Consider the following 25,847-nt stretch of genomic DNA (forward strand, 5'->3'; position numbering starts at 1 on the left):
TCTTCACCCGGGCTCCACACTTCCGTCGGCGAGACCGTCGTAGAGCCCCTGGACCAGCTGCTCGCCGAGCCGGGCGGCGAGACGCAGCGCCTCCTCGAACTCGGCCAGCGACCTGAAGTGGGCGCCGTGGCGGCGCTGGTCGGCCAGCGGCAGCCGGGGCAGCTGGAGACGGCGCACGTCCAGCCGGGCCGCCGTCGAGGCGAAGCTGCTGGCCTGCCGGTTGTTCGCGGTGCCCCGCAGGAAACCGGCGAGGAACCAGGGGTCCAGGGCGGCCGGGGCGGGCCGCAGCAGCTGGAGGTTGCGGCCGAGGGCCGCGCCCGCGGTGGCCGCGTCGACGACCCGGGCGACGGAGCCGCCGCCGAGGACGGGCACCACGACGTCTCCCTCGGCGACGAGAACGGGCTCCTCCGCCGGGCCGCCGCCGGGCAGCGCCCCGGACGGCGGGCCGCCGGACAGGACGTCGTGCTCGGTGAGGACGGGAACGTCTCCGCCGCCGACGGGCGCCGTGCCCGAGCCTCCGGTACGGAGCTGGAGGGCGCCGGTGCGGGCCAGTTCGCCGACGGTGGTGAGCGGGCGGGGCGCGGGGCGCGCGGGGACGGGAGTGGGGGCGAGGCCCTGGGTACGGCGCAGGGTCTCGTCCAGGCGGTCGCGGACGGCGGCCAGCTCGGGGGCGGTGCCGCCGGCGGCGGGGGCGGTGAGATAGCGCGCGGGGGCGAGGTCGACCTCGTCGTCGAGGAGTTCGATGACGGGGACGGCACGGGCCACGGACTCCTCGCCGCCCCGGCCCGCCCACGCGTCGAGGACCGTGTTCCGCAGGGTGGTCCAGGGGAGCTTGTCGCGGCCCGCGTCCGGGACGAGCCCGGCGGTGTCCACGAACAGGGTCTCCGCCGGGGGCCGCTGGTCGGCCCCGGGGCGGACGAGGACCCACAGGTGGAGCGGGATGCCGTACGGGGGTGCCGCCCCGGCCGGGAGGGCGACGACGGCCCGGAGCGCGCCCCGGCGCAGGAGGTCGGCGCGGATGCGGCGGCCGGAGCGCCGTGAGGCGACGGCGGGCGGCATGAGGAGGACGGCGGCTCCGCCTTCGCGGAGCCGGGCGAGCGCGTGCTGCACCCAGGCCAGTTCGGATTCCGTACGGGCCGGGAAGCCGTACTCCCAGCGGGGGTCGTAGGCGAGTTCGTCGTGCCCCCAGGTCCGCTCGTTGAACGGGGGGTGGCACAGGACCGCGTCGGCGGCCAGCTGCGGGAAGGCGTCGGCACGGAGGGTGTCGCCGGTGGCGGAGCGGATGTCGGCGTCGCCGTGGAGGGCGAGGCGCAGGGCCGTGAGGGCGGCCAGGTCGTGGTCGGTGTCCTGGGCGAACAGCGCGGTGGGATGCGGGACGGCGCGCAGTAGGCCTCCGGTGCCGCAGGCCGGGTCGACGACGGTGCCGAGGGGACGGCCGTCGGGGGCCGCGGCGGCGGCGAGCTCCGCCATGAGCTCGGCCAGCGGGGGCGGGGTGAGCGTGTACTGACGCGGGTTGGCGTCGAGGTGACGGCCGAGCAGGAACTCGAAGGCCTGGCGGGCGCCGCCCAGCTCGACGGCCAGCTCGACGGCGGCACGGAGCAGGGGGACGGCGGGGACGGTGTCGGCCGGGGTGGGGGTGTGAACAGACCTCGGCACGCCGAAGCGGGCGGTGAGGACCTCCTCGAAGACCCCGGGCAGGACCTCGCCGAGGCGGTCGTCGGGGAGCGCGGCCAGCTCGGTCCAGGCACCCGGCCGCTCCCGGAGGAGGAGCAGGACGCAGCCGGTCTGCACGAGGCCCGCGACGGTGCCGGAAGGGTGGCCGGCGAGCTGCTGCGAGACGCGCTCGCGGAGCGGTACTTCGGCGAGTTTTCCCTGCTCACGGAGCCACTTCTCGACATCGGCGAGGGAGAAGGAGGGACTGGTCTCGGTGCCGCCGACGGGCTTGGGGAAGTCGGCGTGGCGCCGGCGCCAGTTGCTGACGGCGGCCCTGCCGACCCCGGCGAGCCGGGCGATACCGGCGGCGGTGACCTCTGCCGTGCTCTCTTCGGGCACCTGTCCGTCTCCCCTCGTACGTGTGTGAACACACCGAGCATAGCGCCCGACCCGATTCACGGTGTGAGTGAACTCGAAACGCGTGCACGGTGTTGACTCGGTTCACAGCTTCTGCTGTGATTACTCCATCGGAACACGGAGTCCCGACAGTGGAGTCCTCACAGCGCCCGGAAGGTGCCACAGCCATGTCTCAGCAGCAGCGCAACTGGTTCGCCCGCCACAAGGTCCTCACCGCCGCCGGCGCGGTCGTCGCGGTCATCGCGATCGGCGCGGCGATGGGCGGGGGAGGCGACACCGAGTCCCCGAAGGCCGGCGCGAAGCAGGAGCAGCCCGCCAAGCAGGGCGGCGACAAGAAGGCGCAGGACAAGCCGAAGGTCGTCACGATCGACGGCGACGGCGACTTCGAGGTGGGCGGCGACGTGAAGCCCGGCCTCTACCGCTCCACGGGCAACAAGGACGCGGGATGCTACTGGGAGCGCGCCAAGGACGCCTCGGCCGACACCGACTCGATCCTCGCCAACGACAACGTGACGGGCACGAGCTACGTCGAGATCAAGGCGACGGACAAGCTCTTCAAGTCCTCGGGCTGCGGCACCTGGGAGGCCGTCGACACGAAGGCGAAGGGCACGCCGGGGACGACCCTCAAGGGCGACGGCGGCATGTTCAAGGTGGGCGTGGACATCGCCCCGGGCACGTACAGGTCCACGGGCAACAAGGACGCGGAGTGCTACTGGGAGCGCGCGAAGGACGCGACCCACGGCACGGACTCGATCCTGGCGAACGACAACGTCACGGGCACGGCGATCGTGAAGGTCAGCGCCTCCGACGGCTACTTCAAGTCCTCGGCCTGCGGCGACTGGAAGAAGACGGGCTGACACCCGACCGGGCCGGAACCCCCGTCGCCCGGGACCGAGATCGCCACGCGCCGGTCGCCGCTCCACCCGACGGCGAAGCCCCGCGCCCGGGCCCGGGCCGCGATCTCACCGGTGACGGACCGGACGCGGCCTAGGAGACATCGCATCGGGTCAGCGCGGAGACGTATTCGGCGCCGTGTGACCCGCACTCCACGAGGAACGCGCGGAAACCCGCGCCGTCCCGCCCGACGAGACCCGGTGCCCGCTCCCGAAGGGACCGCTCCAGCTCGCCGAAGTACCGCGGCCGCCCGAGGTCGACCCCGCTCGTGTCGAGCTGCCGGTCGACATGCCCGGCGAACCGGTCGCACCACTCCGCGAGCGGAACCGGAGCGTCGTCCGGCAGGTCACCCGTCGCCGACCTGCCGTACAACTCGATGAGCTCGGCGGCCTTGAAGGGGTAGTAGGTGCTCCCCGTCGGCTCCTCGTCGAAGAGATCCAAAAGCTCTTCCAGGGATTCCAGGAGCGCCTCGATCTCGTCGAGTCCCACGACGGCGTCCGGGGCGGCCAGGGTGGCGAGCACCGCGACGAGCCGGCCCGCACCGCAGTACCCACCCACCACCCCGTCCCACTCCGCGGAGAGCCCGGCCCCGACGACCGGGCCGAACCTGGCGCTCGCGCATCGCACGCTCCGGATCCGCACGGCACGGTCGTCACGCACGAGGCCCCTCCAGAGACAGCTCCGGCCGGCCCAGGTCGAGCAGGTCGGGGTCGTGGCGGACGAGCGCGCGCTCGAACGCCTCCCAGCCCTCCCAGCCCTCCCGCCCGACGAACGCGGCCTCGCGGTCCCCGACGGGCATCAGCACGGCCATCCCGCAGGCTCACGCCCTCTCTCTTCCACTGTTCTTCCGGTCTCTTCCGGCCGATGCCCCCAGCACAAAGGCCGTCCACCCGGTGTTCCGGATGGACGGCCCCATGTTCTCAGCTCTCAGCAGGACGCGACCGGGGTCAGTTCAGGCTCTCCAGGATCTCGGCGGGGGCCGGCACGTGCTCCCGGGCCTCGCCGTCGACGGTCCACGAGCCGTTCCACTCGATCCGCCGGACCCGCCCGTGACAGTTCTCGTACTCCACGAAGCTGCCCGGCGCGCCCTCCAGGAGCTCCAGCTCCCGGAGCAGCACGTCGGGGGTGGTGAAGCCGCGGAGGTCGCCTTCGCTGCCTCCGCCGGTCCTCGTGTTGTCGAACTCCATCCGGAGGAACGGAACGGCCTCACGGGTCATGTCCGCCGTGGATCTCGGGCTGGACGGCCACCACGGCGTCGAAGTCGTAACCTGAGTGGGAGAACCCGGGAACGACCTCGAACGCTCGGGGGTTCTCCCCGAGCCCGGCACGGTGCTCACCCGTACGGCCTGCTCGACGTCGACGGGGCGGGACGGGGGCGTACGGGTCACGGGGGGGGCTCCTCGAACGGTCGGAGGGCACCAACCTAGACGCGGAGAGGCTCCGCCGGCGCATGTGCCGGCGGAGCCTCTCCTGGGGTGCGGTGCGGAACTACTGCGACGGGATCGTCGCGACCGTCACCTGCCCGTCCATCAAGCACTCGACGAGGACGGAACTCCCCAGGGGGTGGATCCAGAAGTGCGGTCCGGCGTCGAGGATGTCGAGTGCGTGCCGCACCGCCACGCTCGCGGGCATGGTCACGGTCGGCATCAGCAGGTTTCCCCACATGACGGCCACCCGCTCCTCACGCTGCACGTACGGTGCGAGCAGTTCCGCCGCCATCCTCGTCCAGTGCTCCTCGTCGTCCCACAAGAGGCGGTCGTCGAACGGAGCAGACTCGAAGTCGATCACGTCGCCGGAGGCAGCCGGGAATCTGTTCAGCGTCGCCGCCGCCAGGGCGCGGTTCTCCGCGAGATCAAGCTTCACCACCTGTCGGCCGTCATCGTCACGGGGGTCGTTCACGAAGTCCGGAAGGTATTCAGGACGGCTCCCGTAAGGACTGTCTCCAGCCACGCGTTCCGCCTCCATGGGTCGAGATGCCTGCAACGGAAAAGGGCGCGCCCTGTGGGACAGGGCGCGCCCTCTTCATGACACGCCGGCCACCTCGGAGGTGGCCGGCCGGCGACGGTCAGCCGACCGTCATCCTTCGTTCTCCGCTCGGAGGACCTCCGCCTCGTCGAGGTTCATACCGATCATGTGCCGGAAGAAATCCGGGAACGACGGGTACCTCTCGACCTCCGCGCCGGCGATCCAGATCACCGGTGCCGGTCCGTCTCCCGACGTCACGGGCATCACGAAGAAGTCGATCGTCGTCGTAGACGCGGCGATCGGCAGGAGGGCGTCCCGATCGAGCCCGGAGCGCGTGAGCGCGTCGGGCTCCATCGAGTCCAGCAGCATCCGCGCCGTCTCCATGGCCGGGGAGCCGAGGAGCTCCCCGGTGCCGAAGACGTCGATGTCCTGGAAGAGCGCAGGCCATCCGTCGGCGGCGAGGAGGAACGACACGTAAGCGCCGTCGAGCTCGTGCCCGAGCCTCCCGGCCACCTCGCGGAGACGTTCCGCGTCCGCCGGGGGACGCGCCTCCTCGAAGCGCCAGAGCTCATCCGTGTCCGATGCCCGCACGCGTTCCTTGGCGGCCCGCATGCGGCGCATCTCGTCAGGCCAGTCGGTCATGGCGTATTCGCTTGATTCCTGTTGTCGACGATGACGAACTTCTTGGGCTTGCAGCCCACGGGACAGCGCTGCCCCTGGCCGGAAAGGCTGCTGTTGACCTTCAGGTCCATGTCGATCCAGGTCGGCGGCGTACCGTGACCCAGCCACATGGCGTCAGGCGCGTGCCCGGCCACCCCAGTGTAGGGAGTGCCCGCGGCTTCGGCCCGCTTGCGCTCCTTCTTCGCCTGCCGGGCCGCGTCGGCGCGGATCGCGCCTCCGGTGGAGACACGGCCCGTGGGGGACATCTTCCCCTTGGCGATGGCGTCGTTCGTCGCGTCCACGTACGCCTTGAACTGGTCCGCCTGGTCGTCCGTCGCCCATTCGGGGATACGGACCTCGGCCTCGCCGTTCACGTTGCAGTTGTGGACGAGGACCGCGGAGCCGGGATCGGCGCCGCCGGAACCGGACGCCGCGTCGGCGGTCGTCACCGAATCGCCCGCGAACACGAAGTACGTGTGCAGGCCCTCGATGCTCAGGTCGTACGTGGTCCTGTCGGCCGTGTACGACTTGACCTCGACGATCGCCGTCGGGCCGCCCTCGCCGTTCTGGAGCTTCTGGCCGACCCGGAGGTCGCCCGCCTGCGTCCAGGAGTTGCGGGTGGACTCGTAGAACTGGTGGTGCTTGGTGGTCTCGATCGTCTTCCGGCCGGCCTTCGCGACGATGGTGACGTCGACGTAGTCGCGGTCGGTCTTGGTGACGATGACCTGCTTGACCTCGTGGATCTCCTTGGTCTTCTTGCCGGGCTCGGCCGTGATGACCTTGTCGCCCGCCTTGACCTTGGAGATCTCCTTGGTCGTGCCGTCCGCCAGCAGGACCGGCGTCTTGCCGGTGAAGCTGTGCGGGGTTCCGCCGCGACGGATCGGGCAGCCGGGACCGGACGAGGCGCCCGGCGAGTCCTTCGCCTTCGGGCCCTTGCCCTTGCCCTTGGCTCCGAACGCGCCGCCCATGACGGCACCGATCGTCGCCGCCTTCGCGGCTCCGGCGACCGAGCAGCCCTCCTCGCTGTTGACACAGGAGGTGCCGTACTCGACCGCGCCCGAGAGGGCTTCCTCACCGGCGTTCTCCGCGACGTTCGTCGCGATCCTGCCGGCCGCGCCGGAGAGCAGCTTGCCCGCGGCGCTCGCCGCGAGACGGCCGCCGACGCCACCGGCGGCACCGGTCACGGCGCCGATGGCGACCGCGCCGAGGAATCCGCCGACCGACTTCGGGCCGTCGCTCATCGCGTAGCCGACGGCATTGCCCGCGGCGCCCGCGAGGGCGGCGCAGCCGATGGCTCCGACACCGGCCGTGATCGCGGTGCAGCCCGCGAAGACGGCGATTCCGACGGCGACCGAGGCGATGGTCGAGGCATGCTGCTTGACGAAGTTGGCTGTCGCCTTCGCCGCCTTCTTGACGGCTCTGCCGACCTTCTTGGCTGCCTTGACCACCTTGTTGGCGACGTGTTTGACGGCCTTGGCGACCTTGCGGACCGCCTTCTTCACATGCTTGACGACCTTGTGGGCGACACGTTTCACGGTCTTGTAGACCCGCTTGACGTATCTCTTCACCTTTCTGACGCTGTCGGCCACGTACCGGACGGTCTTTCTCACCGCCCGCTTGGCCCGCTTCACCACCTTCTTGACGGCCCTCTTGACGACCTTCGCGGCCTTCTTGACGACCTTGGCGACCTTCTTGACGGCCTTCTTGACGTGCTTGTAGGCCGACTTGACGGTCTTGGTGACCTTCTTCTTGACCTTCTTGACGATCTTGTCGGCCCAGCCCGGCCAGTGGCCGGTCGGGTCCATGCCCGTCATCGGGTTGCCGTCCGCGTACGCGTACCGGTTCGCCGAGATCGAGTTCGGGACCCCGCTGAGGGAGACGGTGTCACGGCTGTTGAACTGGCCGGTCTCCGGCGAGTACCAGCGCGCGGCCATGTTGACCTTCGCGGTCTCCGGGTCGGTCCAGCCGGACTGGTAGCCCAGCGAACCGAGCATCGACGCGGACTGGACGACCTTGCCGAACGGCGAGTAGGTCGTCGAGCCGGTCAGTGCCTCGCCCGTGGTGGTGAACTGCGCCACCACGTCCGTGTGCAGGTCGGTCAGCGCCAGCGCGGAGCTGACGGCGTTCTTCACACCGACCACGGCGCCCCCGGCGTCACGGCTGTAGGTCGACAGACCGTCCGAGGCCACCTCGTTGCCGTCGCCGCTGTACTTGAAGGCGTAGAGCTCGGTGCCCGTCTCGTCCTTGGCGTTCAGCACCCGGTCGAGACCGTCGTAGGTGTAGGTGCGGTTCCCTTCCTGGATGACACGGTTGAAGGCGTCCACCTTCATGGTCGTGACCCGGCTGGCCTCGTCCGTCACCGAGCTCAGCGTGCCGCGCGCGGTGTACGTGTAGGCGCTGTGGCCGTCCGACGTGAGCCGGTTGCGGGCGTCGTACGTGTAGGTGTCGCCACCCACCCGGGTCCGGTTGCCGGACGCGTCGTAGCCGTAGACCTCGTTCGTCGTCCCGTTGTTCCAGGACATGACGCGGTCGGCCCAGTCGTACGTGTACGTGTTGGCCGACGAACCGGCGAGCCCCGTCGTCGTCTTCGACGTCAGGTTGTCACTCGCGTCCCACCCGTAGGTGAAGGACGCGAGCGTCTTGCCGGTCGGCGAGGACAGCGTGTCGGTGGTCGGGCGCTCCAGCTTGTCGTAGCCGAAGCTGCGCTTCGCCTTGCCCGTGCCGTAGTCGATCGACGTCACGTTGCTGTTGACGTCGTAGCCGTACGTCGCCGTCGAGCCCGTCAGTCCGTCGTTGGCCGTCTTCAGGCGGCCGGCGGTGTCGTAGCCGAAGGTCGACGTGCCCGAGGCGTCGGTGCGGGAGGTCATCCCGCCGTCGCCGTCGTACGCGAAGGACGAGGAGCCCGAGGGCCCGTTCGCCGTGAGGAGCTGACCCCGGTCGTCGTAGGAGAAGGTGTTCTTCTCCGTGCCGAGTCCGGCGACGGCCGTGACCCGGTCGTCGGCGTCGTAGTCGTACGTGTGGTCGGCCGTGACGGCCTCCGCACCCGTACCCGACTGGCGGACCAGTCGGCTCTTCGCGTCGTACTCGAAGGAGACGTTCACCCCACCGGGAGAACGGGACTCCTTGATCCGGCCCGCACGGTCGTAGACGGCCGAGAAGGTCCGGTCCGCGAGGTTCGGATGGGTCGGCGTCGACGGCTCGATCTGCGACTCCGGCAGACCCCACGTGTTGTACGTCGTCAGGAACGGGTTGTTCCGTCCGTCGCTGAAGCGGGTCTGGTTGCCCGCCGCGTCGTACCCGTAGGTCGTGGTGATCGACTCGGTCGCGGAGACAGGCTCGACGACCTTCGTGATCAGACCCGAGGAGTCGTACGTGAAGGTCTTCGTGTGACCGCGGTGGTCGGTGGCCGAGACCATGTTGCCGGCCCGGTCGTAACCGGTGCTCGCCGTACGGAGCACGGCACCCGTCTCGTCCAGGTCGTCCGTCTTCACCAGCTGGCCGAAGCCGTCGTACGTGTTGCGGGTGCCGGTACCGTCGGGCTCGGTGACCGTGAGCGGCTGCCCGTCCATGTCGTAGGTGAAGCGCGAGACCTTGCCCGCGCCGTCGGTCACCTCGGTGACCTCACCCTCGGCGTTGTACTTGTACGACTCCGTGACGCCCTGCGGCGACACGATCCGGGACAGCTCGCCGCCCGGCGCGTTGTACTCGTTGATCGCCGTGTACGCCCGCTGGGTCGGCTGGCGCACGATGTCCGTGCTGGTCAGCTCGCGGCCCAGGTAGTCGTACGTCATCTCCTGGCGGGCGCCGTTCGGCCGGGTGGCCGACAGCTGGTCGCCGTTGGTGGAGTACGTGTACTTCGTCGTACCGCCGCCCGGCTCGCTGACCGAGGCCAGGTCTCCCAGCTGGGTGTACGAGTAGGTGGTGCGGTTGTCGAGCGGGTCGACCTCCGCCGTCACCTGGCCGAGCTTGTTGTACTCGTTGTACGAGGTGGCGCGGATCGGGGCGGACGCGCCCGGCGCGAGGTAGTCGGGAGACGTCGTGGACAGCTCCTGGCCCTCCGCGTCGTACGCCGTCGTCACCACGTTGCCGAGCGGGTCCGAGGACTCCGTCGGCTCACCGAACGTGTTGTACCCGGTCATCGTGACGGGCCGGACGGAGACCGGGGTCCCGCCGTTCTGCTCCGCCATGACGGCCGGCTCGGTGACCGAGGTCTGCTGGCCGAGCTCGTCGTAGCCGTAGTCGGTGACGTTGCCCGCGGTGTCCGTCTGGGACAGCGGCAGACCGCGCTGGTCCAGCTTCCAGGAGGTGGTGCGGACCGTGCTGCCCGCGGCCGGCAGGGTGCCGCCCTTGAGGGCGGTGATCTGCGCCGGGGTGAGCGCCTCCCCGTAGACCTGGACGTCGTCCAGGCCGCCGAGGTGGTTCTCCGCGTAGGTGCCCTTGTACCAGCGGCGGCCCAGCTGGAGGGGCCCGGTGGCCTCCCACGGGGTGGAGAAGGTCGCCGGGGTGCCGCTCGCGACACCGTTCACGTACAGCCGGATCTGGGAGCTCGCCTGGTCGTAGACGCCGACCAGGTGGGTCCAGGTGTTGACCGTGACGGCCGCGGTGCCCGACGAGGCACGCACGATGACCGGGTCGAAGGTGTCGGTGGCGTGCCGGTTGAAGGTCCAGCCGGAGGCGGTCGAGTAGTACAGCTGGAAGCCGGAGGCCTCCTTGCCGTCCTGCGCGACGAAGGTCCGGTTGGCCGCCGTGGAGGTCAGCTTGACCCAGGCGGAGACCGTGAAACTGCCGGTCGTGTTCACGACCGGCCCGGTGGTCTGCGCCCACGAGTTGGTGTCGCCGTCGAAGGCGGCGCTGCCGCTCCGGTCGGTGTTCCAGTGCATGCCGGTGCCGTGGCTGCCGGTGTTGTTGGCGCCGGAGGAGTCCGCGAGGCCGAAGCCCGTGGTCTCGTCCAGCTTGTAGCGGGCCACCGGGGCCGTGGTGCCGTCGTGGCTGGTGGTTCCGGTGATGTTGCCCAGCGCGTCGTACCGGGTGTCCGTGGTGGACACGGCACCCGTCGCCGGGTCGCGGTCCGTCTCGGTCACCACGTTGTCGTCGGGGTCGTAGCCGGTCTGCGTGGTCCTGGCGAGCCCGTTGGGGTCGAGGATCTCGGAGACCGTACGGTCGGCCGCGTCGACGGTGAAGGTGCTGCGGGTCTGCCCGTCGTTGGTGACCTGCTCGGTCAGGTTGCCGTCGGCGTCGTAGGTGTTCGCCTGCTCCGTGAAGGACTTGCCGGTCTGCGGGTCCTTGCGGACCACGGTGGCCGACAGGCCGTCGTCGGTGTAGGTGTACGCCGTCTGCCAGCCCATCGAGTCGGTGATCGACGCGAGGCGGCCGGCCGGGTCGTAGGCCCGGGATTCCTGGACGAGCGTCGTCGGAGCCGTCGGGTTGAACGGGTCGCCGGTGTAGTTGAGCAGGTTGGTGGTGAGCGGACGCTGCTCGCCGTCGAAGGTGTAGGTGTTCACGGTCCCCGCGGGGTCCGTCTCCTTCACCTTGTTGCCGTAGACGTCGTACTCGAACGACGTGGTGTCGCCGCCCGGGTCCGTCCTGGTCGCCAGCTGGTTGGTGGCGTCGTACGTCATCGATGTGACGCGCGCCGTGTCACCGCCGGTGAGGTCCTGGACCGACTGCGACAGGATGTTGCCGTCGGGGTCGTACCCCGTGGTCGTCTTCGCCTGGTGCTTCGCGCCGGTGACCCGGTTGGTGACGGACGGGGTCGTCTCGGTGAGGACCTGGTCGTTCTTGTCGTACGTCTGCGACGTGACGAGACCGCCCGGGTTCGCGTCCGAGACCTCCTTCTTGGAGATCTCCCGGCCCAGCTTGTCGTACGTGTACTCCACCGTGGCGCCGTTGGCGTCGGTGATCTTCGCCAGGTCTCCGTTGGCGAAGTAGGTGTACGTGGTCTTCCGGCCGCCGGGGGTGGTGACCTGCGACACGAGACCCGCCGGCGTGACCGCCGTACCGCCCTCCGCCGCCGGGGTGGTGGCGGTGGTGTACGTGGTCGAGGCGGTCCGGCCGTTGGGGTGACCGGCCACGGGGGGCGTGGTCACCGACAGCAGGTTGCCGCCCGTGTCGTAGGAGTAGCTCGTGAGGTAGGTGTTGTCCGTCGGACCGGTCGAGCGCCCGTCCCGCTCCGTGAGGATCAGGTCGTTGCGCAGGTCCATGGCCGGGAAGGCCGTGGTCGAGTCCGGGTAGAAGGTGTAGTAATCCGTCGAGCACTTGTTCGCGGCCGTGTCCTGGCAGGTGGTCTGGGAGACCGCGTTGCCGCGCACGTCGTGGCCGGTGATCGAGCGGTTGCCGTTGGCGTCCGTGATGGTGTGGAGGAAGCCGCCGGTGTCGTAGCCGTAGGTGGTGCGCTTGCCCTCGGTGTCGATCGCGGCGAGCAGGCGGTTGCCCATCTCGGCGTCGTAGACGTAGGTGAGGGTCTTGTCCTTCGGGTCGGTCAGCTTGACCGTCCGCACCGGGGCGACACCGGAGGACGCCTTGTAGGCGGACCAGTGGGTGGCGACGTCGGCTTCGGTGAGGCCCTTGGAGTGGACCGCGACCTCGGCGATGGAGCCGGTGAAGTAGCTGACGGCACCCGGCGAGCTGTACCAGTTGCTGCCGAAGCCTGCGCCGATGAACGTCCGCGAGGTCGTCTGGTCGTTCGGGGCGCCGGTGCAGGTTCCCTGCTGGACGCCGTCCAGGTAGAGCGCCTGCGTGGTGCCGGTGGCCGACAGGACGGCGTGGTGCCACTTGTCGTCCGTGACCGTGCCCGTGGAACCGAGGGTCGCCGCGCCGTTGCAGGTGGAGCTCCACCAGTGGCCGTGCAGCTTGTTGTCCGCGCCGACGTAGAGCAGGTCGCTCCAGCTGCCGGTGGGGGTGGTGGTGCTGTTCGGCGCGACGCTCTGGTCGCTCATGATCACGCCGGGTTCGGCCGTCTTGAACCAGAGCTCGACCGAGCGGTCGGGCTTGGCGTGCAGCGGTCCGTAGGGGATCTCCAGGAAGGAGTCGGTCCCGTCGAAGGTCGCCGCGGTCACGTCACCGACGCCGAAGGGGCCTTCGGTTCCCTGGATGACGTTGTTGTAGGTGCCGAAGCCGGTGTTGACCTGGTTGGCGGCCTGGGCCGCGGCCTGGGTGTCGTCCAGGCGCCAGTAGCCGGCCGGGGCGGTCCCCATCACCGCGGAGCGGTAGACCTGGGAGGAGCCGGTGATCGTGGCCGGGTTGAGCTTCCACGTACCGCCGTTGCCGTCGGTGGCCTGGAGGACCACGTCGTCGGTGGTGCCGTAGACGACCGAGGCCTGGGTCTTGCCGCCCGGGGTGGTGATCGACTGCAGCAGTCCGGCGGGCCGCTTGGCGGCCTGGTACTGCGTGGCGATCACGGAGGCGGTGAGCGGCTCGGAGAAGACGGCGACCTCGGCCATCTGGCCCGCGAAGTGCCCGAGCTGGTCGTTCGGGTTCATCGACGGCCAGCCGTCGGTGTTCACGCCCGCGCCGAGGGTGATGTAGGGCTGCACCCAGTCGTTGATCGTGCCCGCGAGGGCGCCCTGCGAGACACCGTCGAGGTACAGGGTCTGGGTGTTGGCCATGCCCGTGAGGACGGCGTTGTGCCACTGGCCGTCGGTGACGGTCGCGGTGGACGTGATCGTCGACATGCAGCCGGGCGACATGGCCAGGCAGCCGCGGAGCTTGCCGTCCGTGCCGACGTAGACCGCGGGGGTGTTCTTCGTGGTGTTGGCGACCGGGTTGGGGTCGCTCAGCGGCTTGTCGCCGTAGTAGAAGAGGACACCGCCGGCCTGTGTGGTCTTGAACCACAGCGAGACGGAGGTGTAGGAGGGCGTCGCGCCGGGGGCGCTCGGCATCTCCACGTACGACGTCGTGCCGTTGAAGGCGGCCGTCTTCTGGGTGGATCCGGCGAGCACCGAGGAGCTGCCCAGCGTCACGTTCTTGTACGTGGCGTTGTACTGGCCCTGGTTGGCGTCGATCGCGTCGGCCGCGAGCGTGCCGGAGGTCTCGCCCAGACGCCAGTAGGCGAACGGGTCGGCGTCCAGGACCGTGGTGCGGTAGTGGTTGCCGGTGGCGTAGGTGTACACGGTGCACTTGGACCAGTCGGCGGGCGGGCACACCTTGGTGAGCTGGTCACCGGTGTAGCCGTACTGCCAGGTCTGGGCCGTGTTCGCGTCGCCGGCGGTGGACGGGTCGGTGGCGACCGTCTGGACGTGCCAGGCGGTGGAACCGGCCGGCTGCGACCAGGCGAGGGTGAGCGAACGCTTCGACGTGTCGTTGGTGATCTTCGTCAGCCGCTTGTTCGCGTCGTACGCGAACGTCTCGGTGCGGCCGCCGAAGTCCTTGATCGCCTTGATCGCGTACGTACCGGCCGTCGCGGTCGCCTGGGTGAGCGCGTACTCCGTGAAGTCCTTGTCCGTCAGCGTGAAGCCGACCGCCGGGGAGACGGCGGGCGCCAGCCGGGCGTAGCGGCCCAGCGGCGGCACGAAGGTGCCGTCGGTGTTGCGGCCGAACGCGACCTGCTCACCACCGGGGTAGGTGATGACCACACTGATGACCGTGCCGGCGCCGTCCTTGACCTCGGTCGCCTTCATGTCGGCGATCGTCGACCAGCCCGCGCCGAAGGCGCCGTCGAGCCGGGGGTCGAGGCTGTTGTAGGAGCGGTCGATCTCCAGGGACGGGCCGATGACGGGAACGTCCGCGTCGGTGTCCTCGGTGGTGTAGTTGCCGTCCGACGGGTCGAACTCGTGGCCGTCGGTGTTCATCGACAGGCCCGAGGTGACCGGCGGCTGCGGCACGGCGGTGGTGAAGCGGCTCGAGTGGACGATCTCCGTCGTGCCGTCGCTGACGCCGACGAGCCACTCGTAGTTCTTCGACCACTTGAGCTTGCCCGCCGGGATCTTCCAGTTGCTCTTGGTCAGAGCGCCGGAGCTGACGACGAGCGCGGAGGTGTCACCGTCGTAGACCTCGAAGGTGTACGCGAGCGGGCTCGGTCCCTTGTCGGCGTCGCTCGCGTAGACGAGCAGCTCCGGCTGGAGGGTGTTGGCCTGGAAGTTCTCCGGCGGGTACGAGGCGTTGACCTGCGGCGCGGTGTTGGCCGTGTACGTCAGGTCGAGGGCCGGGCGGAAGCCGGCGGTCGCCGAGTTGTCGGAGTGGAACTTCTTCCAGTGCAGCATGTCGTTGGTCGGCGCGGTGAGCGCCAGACCGTAGTTCGCCGCACCGCCGGCGACCTGGTTGAACCAGGTCGTGTTCAGGCTCACCGGCATCTTCACGCCGACGGAGGCCGAGTTCGCCGTGTTGGAGCAGGAGGCTCCGGGGGCGGGCGTCGCCGATCCCATGGCCGCGCCGAAGCTCGGGCCCGGGTAGGCGGTCACCCCGGACGGCGTCCAGGACTGGGTGACCGGGTGCACCGAGAACGACTGGGCGGCGCAGGTCGAGGACCAGAGCGCGTAGACGTTCAGGGTGGCGGCGGTGACGCGCTTCCCGGCGAGCGTGGTGCCCAGCGAGGAGAACTGCAGGAACGAGTTGGTCTTGTTCGTGCCCGAGTCGTAGGAGCCGACCTTGATCTGCGTCTCGGTGGAGTGGTCGCCACCGATGGTGTTCTGCGTGTACGTGGAGTTCGACGCGGTCACCGTGGGGTCGACGGTCACCGGGTAGACCCGGGCCGGGTCGTCCAGCCACGCGCGGTCCGCGGTCATCCGCAGGGCCGGTGCGCCGTCCACCGTGACGAGCTCGTAGGTCACGGCCCGCGACCGGGCGGGGTCGCCCGAGCGGGGGTCGATCTTGGAGTCCTCCATGAACGCGTGCGGGACGGTCGCGGTGACCTTTCCGTTCGCGTCGGTGAACTCGACGTCGCCGTCGGCGGCCAGGCGGGGCGTGAGCCCCTTCACCGCGAGCGGGAAGGTCCAGGAGTTCCGCGCCTGCGGCGAGCGCAGGACGATGTTCTCCTTGAAGCCCTCCGCGAGCGGCACGAGCTGCACGTCGGTCTCGGGCAGGACGCCCGTGTAGGTCGCGGTGCCGTTGGCCGCGACGGTGGGCTCGGTCGTCGCGGCGCCCTGCAGGGCGTACGCGAGCGAGCGTCCCGCGCCGAAGTCGACGGAGGCGAGCTGCTCGTCGGCGGAGTCCGGGGCGAACTCGACGTCGAGGGAGTTGGCGGTCTGCTGGAGACGGCCGTCCTTGTCCTCGGTCAGGCGCGTGTCGATCGGCTTCCAGGAGCCGTCGGTGCCCTTGAAGTTCGTGCGGCCGGGGAAGTGGCGCACGGTGGTGGAGCCGTCGGCGTTGACGTAGAAGTCGGAGGTCGCCGTCGACTTCTTCGCGTCCCGCTTGCTGGTGCGGGCGTCGAAGCTCTTGGCGGTGCCCTTGGCGGCGCCGGTCTTCGAGGTGCCGGGGCTGTCGGTCTCCCGCTCGAACAGGGGGAGTTCGCCCTTGCCCTTGCCGGGCTTGCGGCCGGCGTCACCCTCGTTGCTGGTGACGTCCGACGAGGCCTGGTGGCTCTTGCCCCGGGCGGTGCCGCCCTGCTGGTCGGGGGTGTCGAGGGGGTTCTCGTGGAGCCACTTCCAGAGGCCCGAGAGGGACAGCTGAGGCATGCGCACCGGTTCGAGCGTGACGCCCGCGGCGAGCGCCGACTCGGTGGTGAGCATGAGGAACAGGGAGATCAGTACGGAAAGAGCCGTAGCCCTCAACCTGCGTCTGCCGGTGCGACCCGGCGGGAACAGGCGAGGGCTACGGACCCGGCGTATACGCATGGGCCAGCCTTTACTAACGCGATGCTTACAAAGCTTCGCGAGCCTGCCCGATGACCGATCGTCTGTTCACACCAGGGTCCCGATCTTTACTGGTGCTTTACCTTTAGGAAGGAACCCTTCCGGATGTATCGCCCGCAGGGGGATCAACCCTCGGCGGCCAGGCGCTCCACCGTCGACGCGATGTCGTCCTTCAGGGACGCCCCGGACGCCACCCGCACCAGGTTGTCGTGCGCGGCACCGCTCTTCCCGCCGACCGTCACGAACCGGACCTTCGGGTTCTTCTCCACCGCCGCCTCGGCGGCCGCCACCTGCGGGGCGCCCGAGGCCACGACGATCTCGCAGTCCCGCTGCACCAGACCGTTGAGGAACGGGCGGGCGTTCTCCACCGACTTCTCCCCCGTCACGGGCACGAACGTCACCCGGATGCGCTTGTCCAGGGACGCCGCCTGCATGCCCTCCCAGACGGGGGCCGCCGGCGCTCCGGTCACGATCCCCCGCTCGTCGGTGAGCAGACAGGCGTCGAAGTCCTCGTAGGCGCGGGCCCGTGTGTCGGGCGGGGTGCTCCGCGTCTCCGACCCGACGAACAGCCAGGTGCCGACGAGACCGAGGGCCAGGACGAGCACGGCCCCCAGGGCCCAGCCGGCCCGGCCGCGCAGCGCCCCCGCGGTGGCGGCGAGCAGACCGGAGACCCGGTTCCCGGACTCCGCCGCCTCCCTCTTGGCCGCCTCCCGCTCGGTGGCGCGCCAGGCACGACGGGTCTTCACCGGTCGGTCTCCTTCACGGTGAGGCAGTGCGCCGCCGCACCCAGGGTGGAGGTCGCGAGCAGCACGACGTCGAGGAGGTACGGGACGCCGTGGGTCTCCTCGGGGGTCAGCGCGATCTGGAAGCCCCAGCCGACGGAGACCGCCGTGAACAGCAGCGCGGCGAGCCAGTCGCCCCGCGCCCCGCGCCGGAAGGCGAGGGTGAGCGAGGGGACGAAGCCGAGGACGCCGAGACTGAGCAGCGGCACGAACACGAGCGCGATCCGGGCCGGCCGGCCCGGCAGCTCGTTGCGGCGCGGGGGCTCCGCGCCCTTGTCCAACTGGACGGCCTGGTTCACGATGCGCGAGACCTCTCACGGATGCGCACGCCAGGGGCGGGGCGCACGGGTGTACGACGGGGGACGCCGTACGGTACATCCCCCGCCGTGAAGATCACCCCCGGGGTCCGCTCCCCGGCGGAACCCCGTACGGGTCAGAGGGCGTGCCGCACCCACACATTGGGCTCGACATAGACCGCGTAACCGCGCGAGGCCTCGCAGTGGACGGGGACGAGCGCGCCCTCGACCTCGACCGGGCCGTCGGTGTCGAAGGGGAGGCCGGTCCACTTGCGCCACTGCTCGACGGAGCCGGAGACGGTCATCGACGCCGGGGCCACCGCCTCGATCACGCCGCCCGCGCGGACGTGGACGCGGAGCCACGGGTCGTGCGGCAGGCCGTCGGCCTCGCGGGTGCGGAAGGCGTACTCGTGGATGGAGGACTCGGCCTCCAGGTGCTTGCCGTTGGGACGGACCGGGGCGACCAGCTCGGAGAATCCGCGCCGGGCGACGTTGTCCCGCATGGCGGCCAGCATCCGGTGCGAGATGCCGTGGCCGAGGGCGCTCGTGTCGACCGTGATCTCGATGGCGCTGACGGTGTCCGCCTCCCGGCCGTGCTTCAGGTCGGAGAACGCCCAGAGCAGCACCTCGTCCCAGCCGCGGGCGGGCAGCTCACGGCGCCCGTCCACGTCGAGCCGGAAGGGGACGCTGAAGCCCCGGGCGACGACCTTGCCCTCGGTGTCGGTGGCGACGAGCACGAACTCCGGCAGCTCACGCACGATCCGTCCGATGTTCGCCCAGCCCACCGGGTCGTACATCATGAACTCGGGCCAGAGGTCCCGCATCCCCCACATCGGCCCTTCCAGTTCGGGGCGCTCGGCAAGGGTCGATATGTTCAGGTCCATGCGGGCATCGTAAAGATCATTTACGGCGCCGCCAATCGATTTTCCTGGATCTCGCGCGCCCTACGGGAGCTTCTGCTGCGGACAGCCGGCGAGGACCCGCTTCATCGCGTCCCGCTCCCCGCCCGTCACCCACACCCCGTACTTCTTCTTCACCGCGATCTGCCGGGCCACGTAGGTGCAGCGGTACGCCTTGTTCGGCGGCAGCCAGGTCGCCGCGTCGCCGTCGGACTTGCGGCGGTTCGTGGACGCGTCGACGGCGAGCAGGTTGAGCGGATCGTTGGCGAACCGGCGCCGTGTCCCCGCGTCCCACTTCTGCGCGCCCTTCTGCCAGGCGTCGGAGAGTGCGACGACATGGTCGATGTCGACCTTGCTGCGGCCCCGGACGTAGCCGACGGTCGTGCCGGTGTACGGGTCGTCGGTGAGGGTGCCGGAGGCGACCTTGCAGTGGCCGTCCGTGAACCGGACGCCGGCCAGGTCGCGCTTGAGGATGTCGTCACGGGTGCCGCAGCCGTTGCCGTCGACGTCCGCCCAGGCGCGGCCGAACTTCTCCCGTTCGTAACCGGTCTTCGGGGCCCGGCCCTTGACGGTGAGCGTGTCCACGGCGGCGAGGGCGCTGCCGCGCACGGCGGGCTTCCCGGCGCCCCTGCCGCCGGATTCCGGGGTGTCGGCCCCGGGCGAGCAGGCGGTGGTTATGAGCGCGGCGACGGCGAGTGCCGAGGCGGTCAGGGTCTTTCGATACGTCAACACCCTGGAATCCTAGGCCGGTCGACATCGGGGCCTTCGTACCCTTGGTCCCGAATCGGGCGGGTCGAAGGCCCCATCGGCCCGTCCCGTCACACCTTGCCGATGCCGAGGGTGTTCTCGGAGGGCAGCAGGCCGGAGCCGATCGCGGCCAGCCAGGGGCCGCCGAGCAGGTCGGCGAGGCGGGCGGTGCCGTCCGGTCCGAGGGCGTCCCAGGGGGCGGTGGCCAGCTCGTCCGTACGCCGCTCGACCTCGGCGCGCAGGGCGCGGCCGGCCTCGGTGGCCGTCCCGTCCGGCCGGAGGAGACCCCGGCCGGCCAGGCGGTCCCGGGCGGCGGCCCACTCCTCGCCGCTCCAGCCGCGGCTCTCGAAGACCGGCTCGGGCGCGGCGCCGATCGCCGCGAAGGAGACGAGCGCCTCGACGGGGTCGAGGCGGGCTTCGGCGAGCGCGGCGAGGTGCCCGTCGCCCCGGTGCTCACGGAGGATCGTCGCGGCCTGCCAGAGGGCGAGGTGCGGGGCCTCGGGCCGGGGCAGGGCGGCGTTGGCGGCGGCGAGCGGGCGGCCGTCGAGGGGGTCGGGGGCCGCCGTCGCCCCGTCGGCGGCGGTGCGGGCGAGGGCGGCGGCCTCGGCAAGTTCGGGGCTCGCGAGGAGCTCCTCGCCCAGGACGGCGCGGTACGTGCGGTCGACGGCGCGGAGCCGGGCGGCGAGGACGTCGGCCGGGGCGGCGGTCTCCCAGGCGGCGGGGACGTACCGGGCGGTCATCGCGGGGCTGAAGCTGTAGAAGGCCTCGGTGACCCGGTCCGCGCCGGCGGGGCCGAGGGGCGCGGCGCGCCAGGCGAAGTAGGAGGGCCAGCGTTCGGCGGTGTCGTAGCCGAGGGCGGCGGCCTCCTCGAAGGCCTCGGGGCCGTAGTAGAGCAGGGCGTGCAGGGGTTCGAGCAGGTGCCACATCTGACGTACGCGTCCGGGTTCCACGGTGCGTCCCTCCCGATATCTTGTCACTGACTAGATACTGCGCTCCCGCTCCGAACTTGTCAATGACTAGATAGGGGATACGCTGCTGCCCATGACGAGCCGGAGCACCTACCACCACGGCGACCTGCGGCAGGCCGTCCTCGCCGCCGCCCTCGACGTCATCGCCGCCGAGGGCCCCGGGGCGCTCAGCCTGCGCGACCTCGCACGCCGCGCGGGCGTCTCCCACGCCGCGCCCGCCCACCACTTCAAGGACCGGACCGGGCTCCTCACCGCCCTCGCCACCGAGGGGTACGAGCTCCTCGCCGCCACCCTCGCCGCCGCGCCCGACCTGCGCGAACGCGGCGTGCGGTACGTGCGCTTCGCGGTGGAGCACCCCGCCCACTTCCAGGTCATGTTCCAGCCCGGACTGCTGCGCGCCGACGACCCCGGCCTCCTCGCCGCCAAGGAGCACGCCTCCGCCGAACTCCGCGCCGGCGTCGCCGGCCTGACGTCCGCCGGCGACGCCCGTACGGCGGGCATCGCGGCCTGGTCCCTCGCCCACGGCTTCGCGACCCTGCTCCTCACCCACAACGTGACGGGCGCGGTGGGCGACCGGGACCCCGAGGAGTACTTCCGCTCCCTCACCGGCCTGCTCTTCACCGGCCAACTCCCGTCGGAGGGGCTGCCGGAGGGAAGTCCGGAGGAATAGCCGCGGGATGGCCGCCGGAAGATCACGACGACAGGCCGGCCCGGGAATAGCCCGCGCCGGTCAGCAATTGACGGATGACATGAGAACCACGAACACCCTCCGTCGCACCGCCATAGCCCTGCTCACCACGGCGACCATCGCCTTAGCCCCCACCGCCCTGGCCACCCCCGACCACGCGGGATCCGGATCGCCCTGGCGCGGCGCCTGGGCCGCTTCCCCGCAGGCGCCGAGCGCGCCGCTCGGCCCCAACTGGTCGCAGCAGGGCTTCGACAACCACACCGTGCGGCAGGTCGTCCGCGTCACCGCCGCCGGTACGCGGGCCCGGATCGAACTGAGCAACCGTTACGGCACCACCCCGCTGCGCATCACCGGCGCGACCGTCGCCCGTACGGCCGAGGGCGGCGCGGTGCGGGCGGGTTCGGTCCGCACCCTCCGCTTCGACGGACGGGCGTCCACCACGATCCCCGTCGGCGGCACGCTCCTCAGCGACGGTGCGCCGTTCCCGGTCGAGGCCTTCGAATCGCTGACCGTCACCCTGTACCTGGCGGGCGAGACCGGGCAGGCCACCTTCCACCAGTTCGCCGGGGCGACCTCCTACCGGGCCGACGGCGACCACCGCGCGGACGTGTCCGGCACGGCCTTCAAGGAGACCGGCACCTCCTGGTACTTCCTGTCGGGCGTCGAGGTCACGGGCGGCCGCGACACCGCCCGCCGCGACGGCATCGTCACCTTCGGCGACTCGATCACCGACGGCGTGGGCTCCGCGACCGACGCGGACAACCGCTACCCGGACGAGCTCGCCGAGCGCCTGGCCGCCGCGGGCAGCCCGCGCGCCGTCCTCAACCAGGGGATCGCCGGCAACCAGGTCGTCAACGACACGACGTGGGCGGGCGAGAAGGCCCTGACCCGCTTCCGCGAGGACGTACTGAACGAGCGGGGCGTCCGTACGGTCGTCCTCCTGGAGGGCATCAACGACATCGGCGGCAGCACGGTGAGCTTCCCCGCCGCGCCCACCCCCGACGTCTCCGTGGCCGCCCTGATCAAGGGCCACCGCACCCTGATCCGCCAGGCCCACGCGAAGGGCCTGAAGGTGATCGGCTCGACCCTGACCCCGGTCAAGGGCTCCTTCTACGACTCCCCCGCCAACGAGGCCAAGCGGGACGCCTTCAACGACTGGGTCCGCACCTCCGGCGCGTACGACGCGGTCGTCGACTTCGACCGCGCGGTCGCGGACCCGGCGGACCCGGACCGCATCCTCCCCGCCTACGACTCGGGCGACGCCCTCCACCCGAACGACGCGGGCTACCGCGCGATGGCCGCGGCGCTGGACCTGGACGAGCTGTAGTCGCCGGTCGGGGTGCACGGCGACCAGCCGCGCGCCCCGACCCGCGCGGCCTACAGCCCGCGCACCCCGACCCGCGCGGCCTACGACCCGAGGATCGTCGTCAGGAACTCGCCCGTCCACGCCAGCAGTTCGCGGCCGACCACCGGCTTTCCGCCGATCTTGCCCGCCGTCGGGCGCGGCACCAGGATCTGGTGGACCGCCGGCTTGATGACGGTCCGCGGGTGGAGCCGCTTCAGCCGCAGTTCCTGGGACTCGCGCAACTCCACCGGGGCGAAGCGGATGTTGCTGCCCTGGAGGACGATCTCGCCGACGCCGCACGCGCGGGCCAGCATCCGCAGGCCCGCCACCAGCAGGAGGTTCTCGACCGGCTCCGGCAGCTTGCCGTAGCGGTCGGTGAGCTCCTCGCGGACCGCCCTGATGTCCTCCTCCGAGTTCGCCGAGGCGATCGAGCGGTAGGCCTGGAGGCGGAGCCGCTCGCCGGGGGCGTAGTCGTGGGGCATGTGGGCGTCGACCGGGAGCTCGATCTTGACCTCCAGCGGGGCCTCCTCCTCCACCCCGCCCTCCATCTGCGCCCGGTAGTCCGCGACCGCCTCGCCGACCATCCGTACGTACAGGTCGAAGCCGACGCCCGCGATGTGGCCGGACTGTTCGCCGCCGAGCAGGTTGCCCGCGCCGCGGATCTCCAGGTCCTTCATCGCCACGTACATGCCGGCGCCCATCTCGGTGTGCTGGGCGATCGTCGCGAGCCGCTCGTGCGCGGTCTCGGTGAGCGGCTTCTCCGGCGGGTACAGGAAGTACGCGTAGCCCCGCTCCCGGCCACGGCCGACGCGACCGCGCAGCTGGTGGAGCTGCGAGAGGCCGAAGTTGTCGCCGCGCTCCACGATCAGGGTGTTGGCGTTGGAGATGTCGATGCCGGACTCGACGATCGTCGTGGAGACGAGGACGTCGAACTTCTTCTCCCAGAAGTCGACGACGACCTGCTCCAGGGCGGTCTCGCTCATCTGGCCGTGCGCCGTCGCGATCCGCGCCTCCGGCACGATCTCGCGCAGCCGCGCCGCCGCCCGGTCGATGGAGTCGACCCGGTTGTGGATGTAGAAGACCTGTCCCTCGCGCAGGAGTTCACGCCGGATCGCGGCGCCGATCTGCTTCTCCTCGTACGGGCCGACGAAGGTGAGGACGGGGTGCCGTTCCTCCGGCGGGGTGGTGATCGTGGACATCTCGCGGATGCCCGTCACCGCCATTTCGAGCGTACGGGGGATGGGCGTGGCCGACATGGTGAGGACGTCGACGTTGGCGCGGAGCTTCTTCAGCTGCTCCTTGTGCTCGACGCCGAAGCGCTGCTCCTCGTCGACGATGACCAGGCCGAGGTCCTTGAACTTGGTCTCGGAGGCGAAGAGGCGGTGGGTGCCGATGACGACGTCGACCGAGCCCTCCCGCATCCCCTCCAGGGTCGCCTTCGCCTCGGTGTCCGTCTGGAAGCGCGACAGTGCCCGCACCTTCACCGGGAACTGGGAGTACCGCTCGCTGAACGTGCCGAAGTGCTGCTGCACGAGCAGCGTCGTCGGGACGAGGACCGCGACCTGCTTGCCGTCCTGGACCGCCTTGAACGCCGCCCGTACCGCGATCTCCGTCTTGCCGTAGCCGACGTCGCCGCAGATCAGACGGTCCATGGGAACCGTCTTCTCCATGTCCTCCTTCACCTCGGCGATGGTGGACAGCTGGTCGGGCGTCTCCGCGTACGGGAAGGCGTCCTCCAGCTCGCGCTGCCACGGGGTGTCGGAGCCGAAGGCGTGGCCGGGGGCCGCCATCCGCGCCGAGTACAGCTTGATGAGGTCGGCGGCGATCTCCTTGACGGCCTTCTTGGCGCGCGCCTTCGTCTTCGTCCAGTCCGCGCCGCCGAGCCGGTGCAGGGTCGGCGCCTCGCCGCCCACGTACTTGGTGACCTGCTCCAGCTGGTCGGTCGGGATGTACAGCCGGTCGCCGGGCTGGCCGCGCTTGGCGGGGGCGTACTCGACGAGGAGGTACTCGCGGGTCGCGCCCTGCACGGTCCGCTGGACCATCTCCACGTACCGGCCGACACCGTGCTGCTCGTGGACGATGTAGTCGCCGACCTCCAGGGTCAGCGGGTCGATCGTCTTGCGGCGCTTGGCCGGCATCCGCTGGCCGTCCTTGCCGGCCGCCTTCTGGCCGGACAGGTCGGTCTCGGTGAGCACGGCGAGCTTGAGTGCCGTGTCGACGAAGCCGTAGTCGATGGAGCCGCAGGCGACGTGGACGACGGCCGGGGCGATCTCCGTCAGGTCCGCGTCGAGCCGGGCGGCGATGCCCTCGCCGCCGAGGACCTCGACGGTACGGGTGGCGGGGCCGTGGGCCTCCGTCACATAGACCGTGCGCCAGCCGTCGGCCAGCCAGCCCTTGGTGTCGGCGAGCGCGCGTGCGGTGTCGCCGCGGTACGACTCGGGGGCGCGCATCCCGAGGATGAGGGTGTCCGCGCCGGAGTCGTCGGCCGTCGCGTCCGCCGCGAACGGCGACACCGACCACCAGGCCATGTCCAGCTCGCGCGCCCGGTCCCGTACGTCCGCGATCCCCCACAGCGAGGCCGCGCCGACGTCGATCGGCGCCTCGCCGCCGCCGGCGGTGGCCGCCCAGGAGGCCTGGAGGAACTCCTGCGAGGTGGCCACCAGGTCCGCGGCCCGGGTCCGCACCCGCTCCGGGTCGCAGACCACCGCCATCGCGCCCTTCGGCAGCACGTCGATCAGGAGTTCCATGTCGTCGACGAGGACCGGCGCGAGGGACTCCATGCCCTCGACCGCGATCCCCTCCGCGATCTTGTTCAGGAGTTCGCCCAGCTCGGGGTGGGCCTCGGCCAGTGCCGCGGCCCGCTCCCGCACCTCGTCGGTGAGCAGCAGCTCACGGCAGGGCGGCGCCCACAGTCCGTGCTCGGCCACTTCCAGGGACCGCTGGTCGGCGACCTTGAAGTAGCGGATCTCCTCGACGTCGTCGCCCCAGAACTCGATCCGGAGCGGGTGCTCCTCGGTGGGCGGGAAGACGTCCAGGATGCCGCCGCGCACGGCGAACTCGCCGCGCTTCTCGACCAGCTCGACGCGCGAGTACGCGGCGGCCGCCAGGCCCTCCACGATCTCGTTCAGGTCGGCGGTCCCGCCGGACCGCAGTGCCACCGGCTCCAGGTCGCCGAGGCCCTTGACCTGCGGCTGGAGCACGGAGCGGATGGGCGCGACGACGACGCTGACGGGGCCGGCCGCCGGGTCGTCGTCCCTGGGGTGGGCCAGGCGGCGCAGTACGGCGAGCCGCCGGCCGACGGTGTCGGAGCGGGGGGAGAGCCGCTCGTGCGGCAGGGTCTCCCAGGAGGGGTACTCGGCGACGGTGTCCGGGTCGAGCAGCGTGCGCAGCGCGGCGGCGAGGTCCTCGGCCTCCCTCCCGGTCGCGGTCACCGCGAGCACCGGCCGCCCCGAGTCCCGGGCGAGCGCGGCGACGGCGAAGGGCCGTGCGGCCGCAGGGCCGACCAGGTCCACGTGCGGGCGGTTGCCGTCGGCGGCGGCCTTCACCGCCTCGGCGAGTGCGGCGTCCTTGACGACGGCGTCGAGCAGACCGTGCAGGCTCATGAAGCTTTCCATCCCGGTGGGTGACGGGGGCGGGCAACGCGAACAGCCCGACACGTGTCACGGGCCGGGGTGGTCCCGGACGCGTACGGCCCGGTGCGCCCCAGCCTACGACGTGCCACTGTCACGCGCCCGAAGGAAAGGTGCCAC

16 protein-coding genes are annotated in these 25,847 nt (G+C 71.0%); 3 read left to right on the forward strand and 13 right to left on the reverse strand.

Going from position 1 to position 25,847, the window contains the following annotated elements; genetic code table 11:
- Positions 1 to 3 precede the first annotated feature (3 nt).
- Positions 4 to 2,052: an N-6 DNA methylase gene (locus tag ACH4MY_RS20035; RefSeq protein ID WP_398004814.1), complete on the reverse strand. Its 2,049-nt coding sequence runs from the start codon at positions 2,050 to 2,052 to the stop codon at positions 4 to 6.
- Positions 2,053 to 2,237: 185 nt separating this feature from the next.
- Between ACH4MY_RS20035 and ACH4MY_RS20040 the strand changes: the two genes are divergently transcribed.
- A complete protein-coding gene (locus ACH4MY_RS20040; protein WP_398004816.1) occupies positions 2,238 to 2,927 on the forward strand; it encodes a hypothetical protein in 690 nt (229 codons plus the stop codon).
- Positions 2,928 to 3,057: 130 nt separating this feature from the next.
- On the opposite strand, the gene ACH4MY_RS20045 is transcribed toward ACH4MY_RS20040, so the two are convergent.
- The 11 genes from ACH4MY_RS20045 to ACH4MY_RS20095 form a co-directional block, all read right to left on the reverse strand.
- Positions 3,058 to 3,624, reverse strand: a complete 567-nt coding sequence (locus ACH4MY_RS20045) for a hypothetical protein (protein WP_398004818.1) — start codon at positions 3,622 to 3,624, stop codon at positions 3,058 to 3,060.
- Positions 3,617 to 3,763 (reverse strand): hypothetical protein, encoded by a 147-nt coding sequence (locus tag ACH4MY_RS20050; protein WP_398004820.1) that lies wholly within the window; start codon positions 3,761 to 3,763, stop codon positions 3,617 to 3,619. The genes ACH4MY_RS20045 and ACH4MY_RS20050 overlap by 8 nt, the downstream gene beginning before the upstream one ends.
- A gap of 148 nt (positions 3,764 to 3,911) precedes the next feature.
- Positions 3,912 to 4,181, reverse strand: coding sequence for a hypothetical protein (locus ACH4MY_RS20055; RefSeq protein ID WP_398004822.1), 270 nt, complete (start codon positions 4,179 to 4,181; stop codon positions 3,912 to 3,914).
- A gap of 271 nt (positions 4,182 to 4,452) precedes the next feature.
- Positions 4,453 to 4,929, reverse strand: coding sequence for a hypothetical protein (locus ACH4MY_RS20060; RefSeq protein WP_398004823.1), 477 nt, complete (start codon positions 4,927 to 4,929; stop codon positions 4,453 to 4,455).
- A gap of 111 nt (positions 4,930 to 5,040) precedes the next feature.
- Positions 5,041 to 5,571, reverse strand: a complete 531-nt coding sequence (locus tag ACH4MY_RS20065) for an SMI1/KNR4 family protein (protein WP_398004825.1) — start codon at positions 5,569 to 5,571, stop codon at positions 5,041 to 5,043.
- Positions 5,568 to 16,250: a LamG-like jellyroll fold domain-containing protein gene (locus tag ACH4MY_RS20070; RefSeq protein WP_398004827.1), complete on the reverse strand. Its 10,683-nt coding sequence runs from the start codon at positions 16,248 to 16,250 to the stop codon at positions 5,568 to 5,570. Before ACH4MY_RS20070 ends, ACH4MY_RS20065 begins: the two co-directional genes overlap by 4 nt.
- Positions 16,251 to 16,498: 248 nt before the next feature.
- Positions 16,499 to 17,119: a BMP family ABC transporter substrate-binding protein gene (locus tag ACH4MY_RS20075; RefSeq protein WP_398004829.1), complete on the reverse strand. Its 621-nt coding sequence runs from the start codon at positions 17,117 to 17,119 to the stop codon at positions 16,499 to 16,501.
- Complete coding sequence (locus ACH4MY_RS20080; protein ID WP_398004831.1) at positions 17,116 to 17,454, reverse strand: hypothetical protein; 339 nt, start codon at positions 17,452 to 17,454, stop codon at positions 17,116 to 17,118. Before ACH4MY_RS20080 ends, ACH4MY_RS20075 begins: the two co-directional genes overlap by 4 nt.
- A gap of 134 nt (positions 17,455 to 17,588) precedes the next feature.
- Positions 17,589 to 18,335: an N-acetyltransferase gene (locus tag ACH4MY_RS20085; RefSeq protein ID WP_398004833.1), complete on the reverse strand. Its 747-nt coding sequence runs from the start codon at positions 18,333 to 18,335 to the stop codon at positions 17,589 to 17,591.
- A 60-nt stretch (positions 18,336 to 18,395) separates the two neighbouring features.
- On the reverse strand, positions 18,396 to 19,082 hold the full coding sequence (locus ACH4MY_RS20090) for an HNH endonuclease family protein (RefSeq protein WP_398004835.1): 687 nt from the start codon (positions 19,080 to 19,082) through the stop codon (positions 18,396 to 18,398).
- Positions 19,083 to 19,168: 86 nt separating this feature from the next.
- Positions 19,169 to 20,023: a hypothetical protein gene (locus ACH4MY_RS20095; RefSeq protein ID WP_398005300.1), complete on the reverse strand. Its 855-nt coding sequence runs from the start codon at positions 20,021 to 20,023 to the stop codon at positions 19,169 to 19,171.
- Between the two features lie 115 nt (positions 20,024 to 20,138).
- On the opposite strand from ACH4MY_RS20095, the gene ACH4MY_RS20100 reads away from it, so the two are divergent.
- Together ACH4MY_RS20100 and ACH4MY_RS20105 are read left to right on the forward strand one after the other, a co-directional pair.
- Entirely contained in the window at positions 20,139 to 20,735 is a 597-nt protein-coding gene (locus tag ACH4MY_RS20100; protein WP_398004836.1) for a TetR/AcrR family transcriptional regulator, read from the forward strand.
- A 79-nt stretch (positions 20,736 to 20,814) separates the two neighbouring features.
- A complete protein-coding gene (locus ACH4MY_RS20105; protein WP_398004838.1) occupies positions 20,815 to 22,080 on the forward strand; it encodes an SGNH/GDSL hydrolase family protein in 1,266 nt (421 codons plus the stop codon).
- An 80-nt stretch (positions 22,081 to 22,160) separates the two neighbouring features.
- Here ACH4MY_RS20105 and mfd read toward each other — a convergent pair whose 3' ends face one another.
- Entirely contained in the window at positions 22,161 to 25,700 is a 3,540-nt protein-coding gene (mfd, locus tag ACH4MY_RS20110; RefSeq protein ID WP_398004839.1) for a transcription-repair coupling factor, read from the reverse strand.
- Positions 25,701 to 25,847: the final 147 nt, after the last annotated feature.

Source organism: Streptomyces sp. NPDC017246 (assembly GCF_044331325.1).
Lineage (GTDB): Bacteria > Actinomycetota > Actinomycetes > Streptomycetales > Streptomycetaceae > Streptomyces.

Coding starts and splice junctions, on each gene's coding strand:
- ACH4MY_RS20040 (WP_398004816.1), top strand. CDS start 2,238: ATGTCTCAGCAGCAGCGCAACTGGTTCGCCCGCCACAAGGTCCTCACC.
- ACH4MY_RS20050 (WP_398004820.1), bottom strand. CDS start 3,763: ATGCCCGTCGGGGACCGCGAGGCCGCGTTCGTCGGGCGGGAGGGCTGG.
- ACH4MY_RS20055 (WP_398004822.1), bottom strand. CDS start 4,181: ATGACCCGTGAGGCCGTTCCGTTCCTCCGGATGGAGTTCGACAACACG.
- ACH4MY_RS20060 (WP_398004823.1), bottom strand. CDS start 4,929: ATGGAGGCGGAACGCGTGGCTGGAGACAGTCCTTACGGGAGCCGTCCT.
- ACH4MY_RS20065 (WP_398004825.1), bottom strand. CDS start 5,571: ATGACCGACTGGCCTGACGAGATGCGCCGCATGCGGGCCGCCAAGGAA.
- ACH4MY_RS20070 (WP_398004827.1), bottom strand. CDS start 16,250: ATGCTCACCACCGAGTCGGCGCTCGCCGCGGGCGTCACGCTCGAACCG.
- ACH4MY_RS20085 (WP_398004833.1), bottom strand. CDS start 18,335: ATGGACCTGAACATATCGACCCTTGCCGAGCGCCCCGAACTGGAAGGG.
- ACH4MY_RS20095 (WP_398005300.1), bottom strand. CDS start 20,023: ATGTGGCACCTGCTCGAACCCCTGCACGCCCTGCTCTACTACGGCCCC.
- ACH4MY_RS20100 (WP_398004836.1), top strand. CDS start 20,139: ATGACGAGCCGGAGCACCTACCACCACGGCGACCTGCGGCAGGCCGTC.
- ACH4MY_RS20105 (WP_398004838.1), top strand. CDS start 20,815: ATGAGAACCACGAACACCCTCCGTCGCACCGCCATAGCCCTGCTCACC.
- mfd (WP_398004839.1), bottom strand. CDS start 25,700: ATGAGCCTGCACGGTCTGCTCGACGCCGTCGTCAAGGACGCCGCACTC.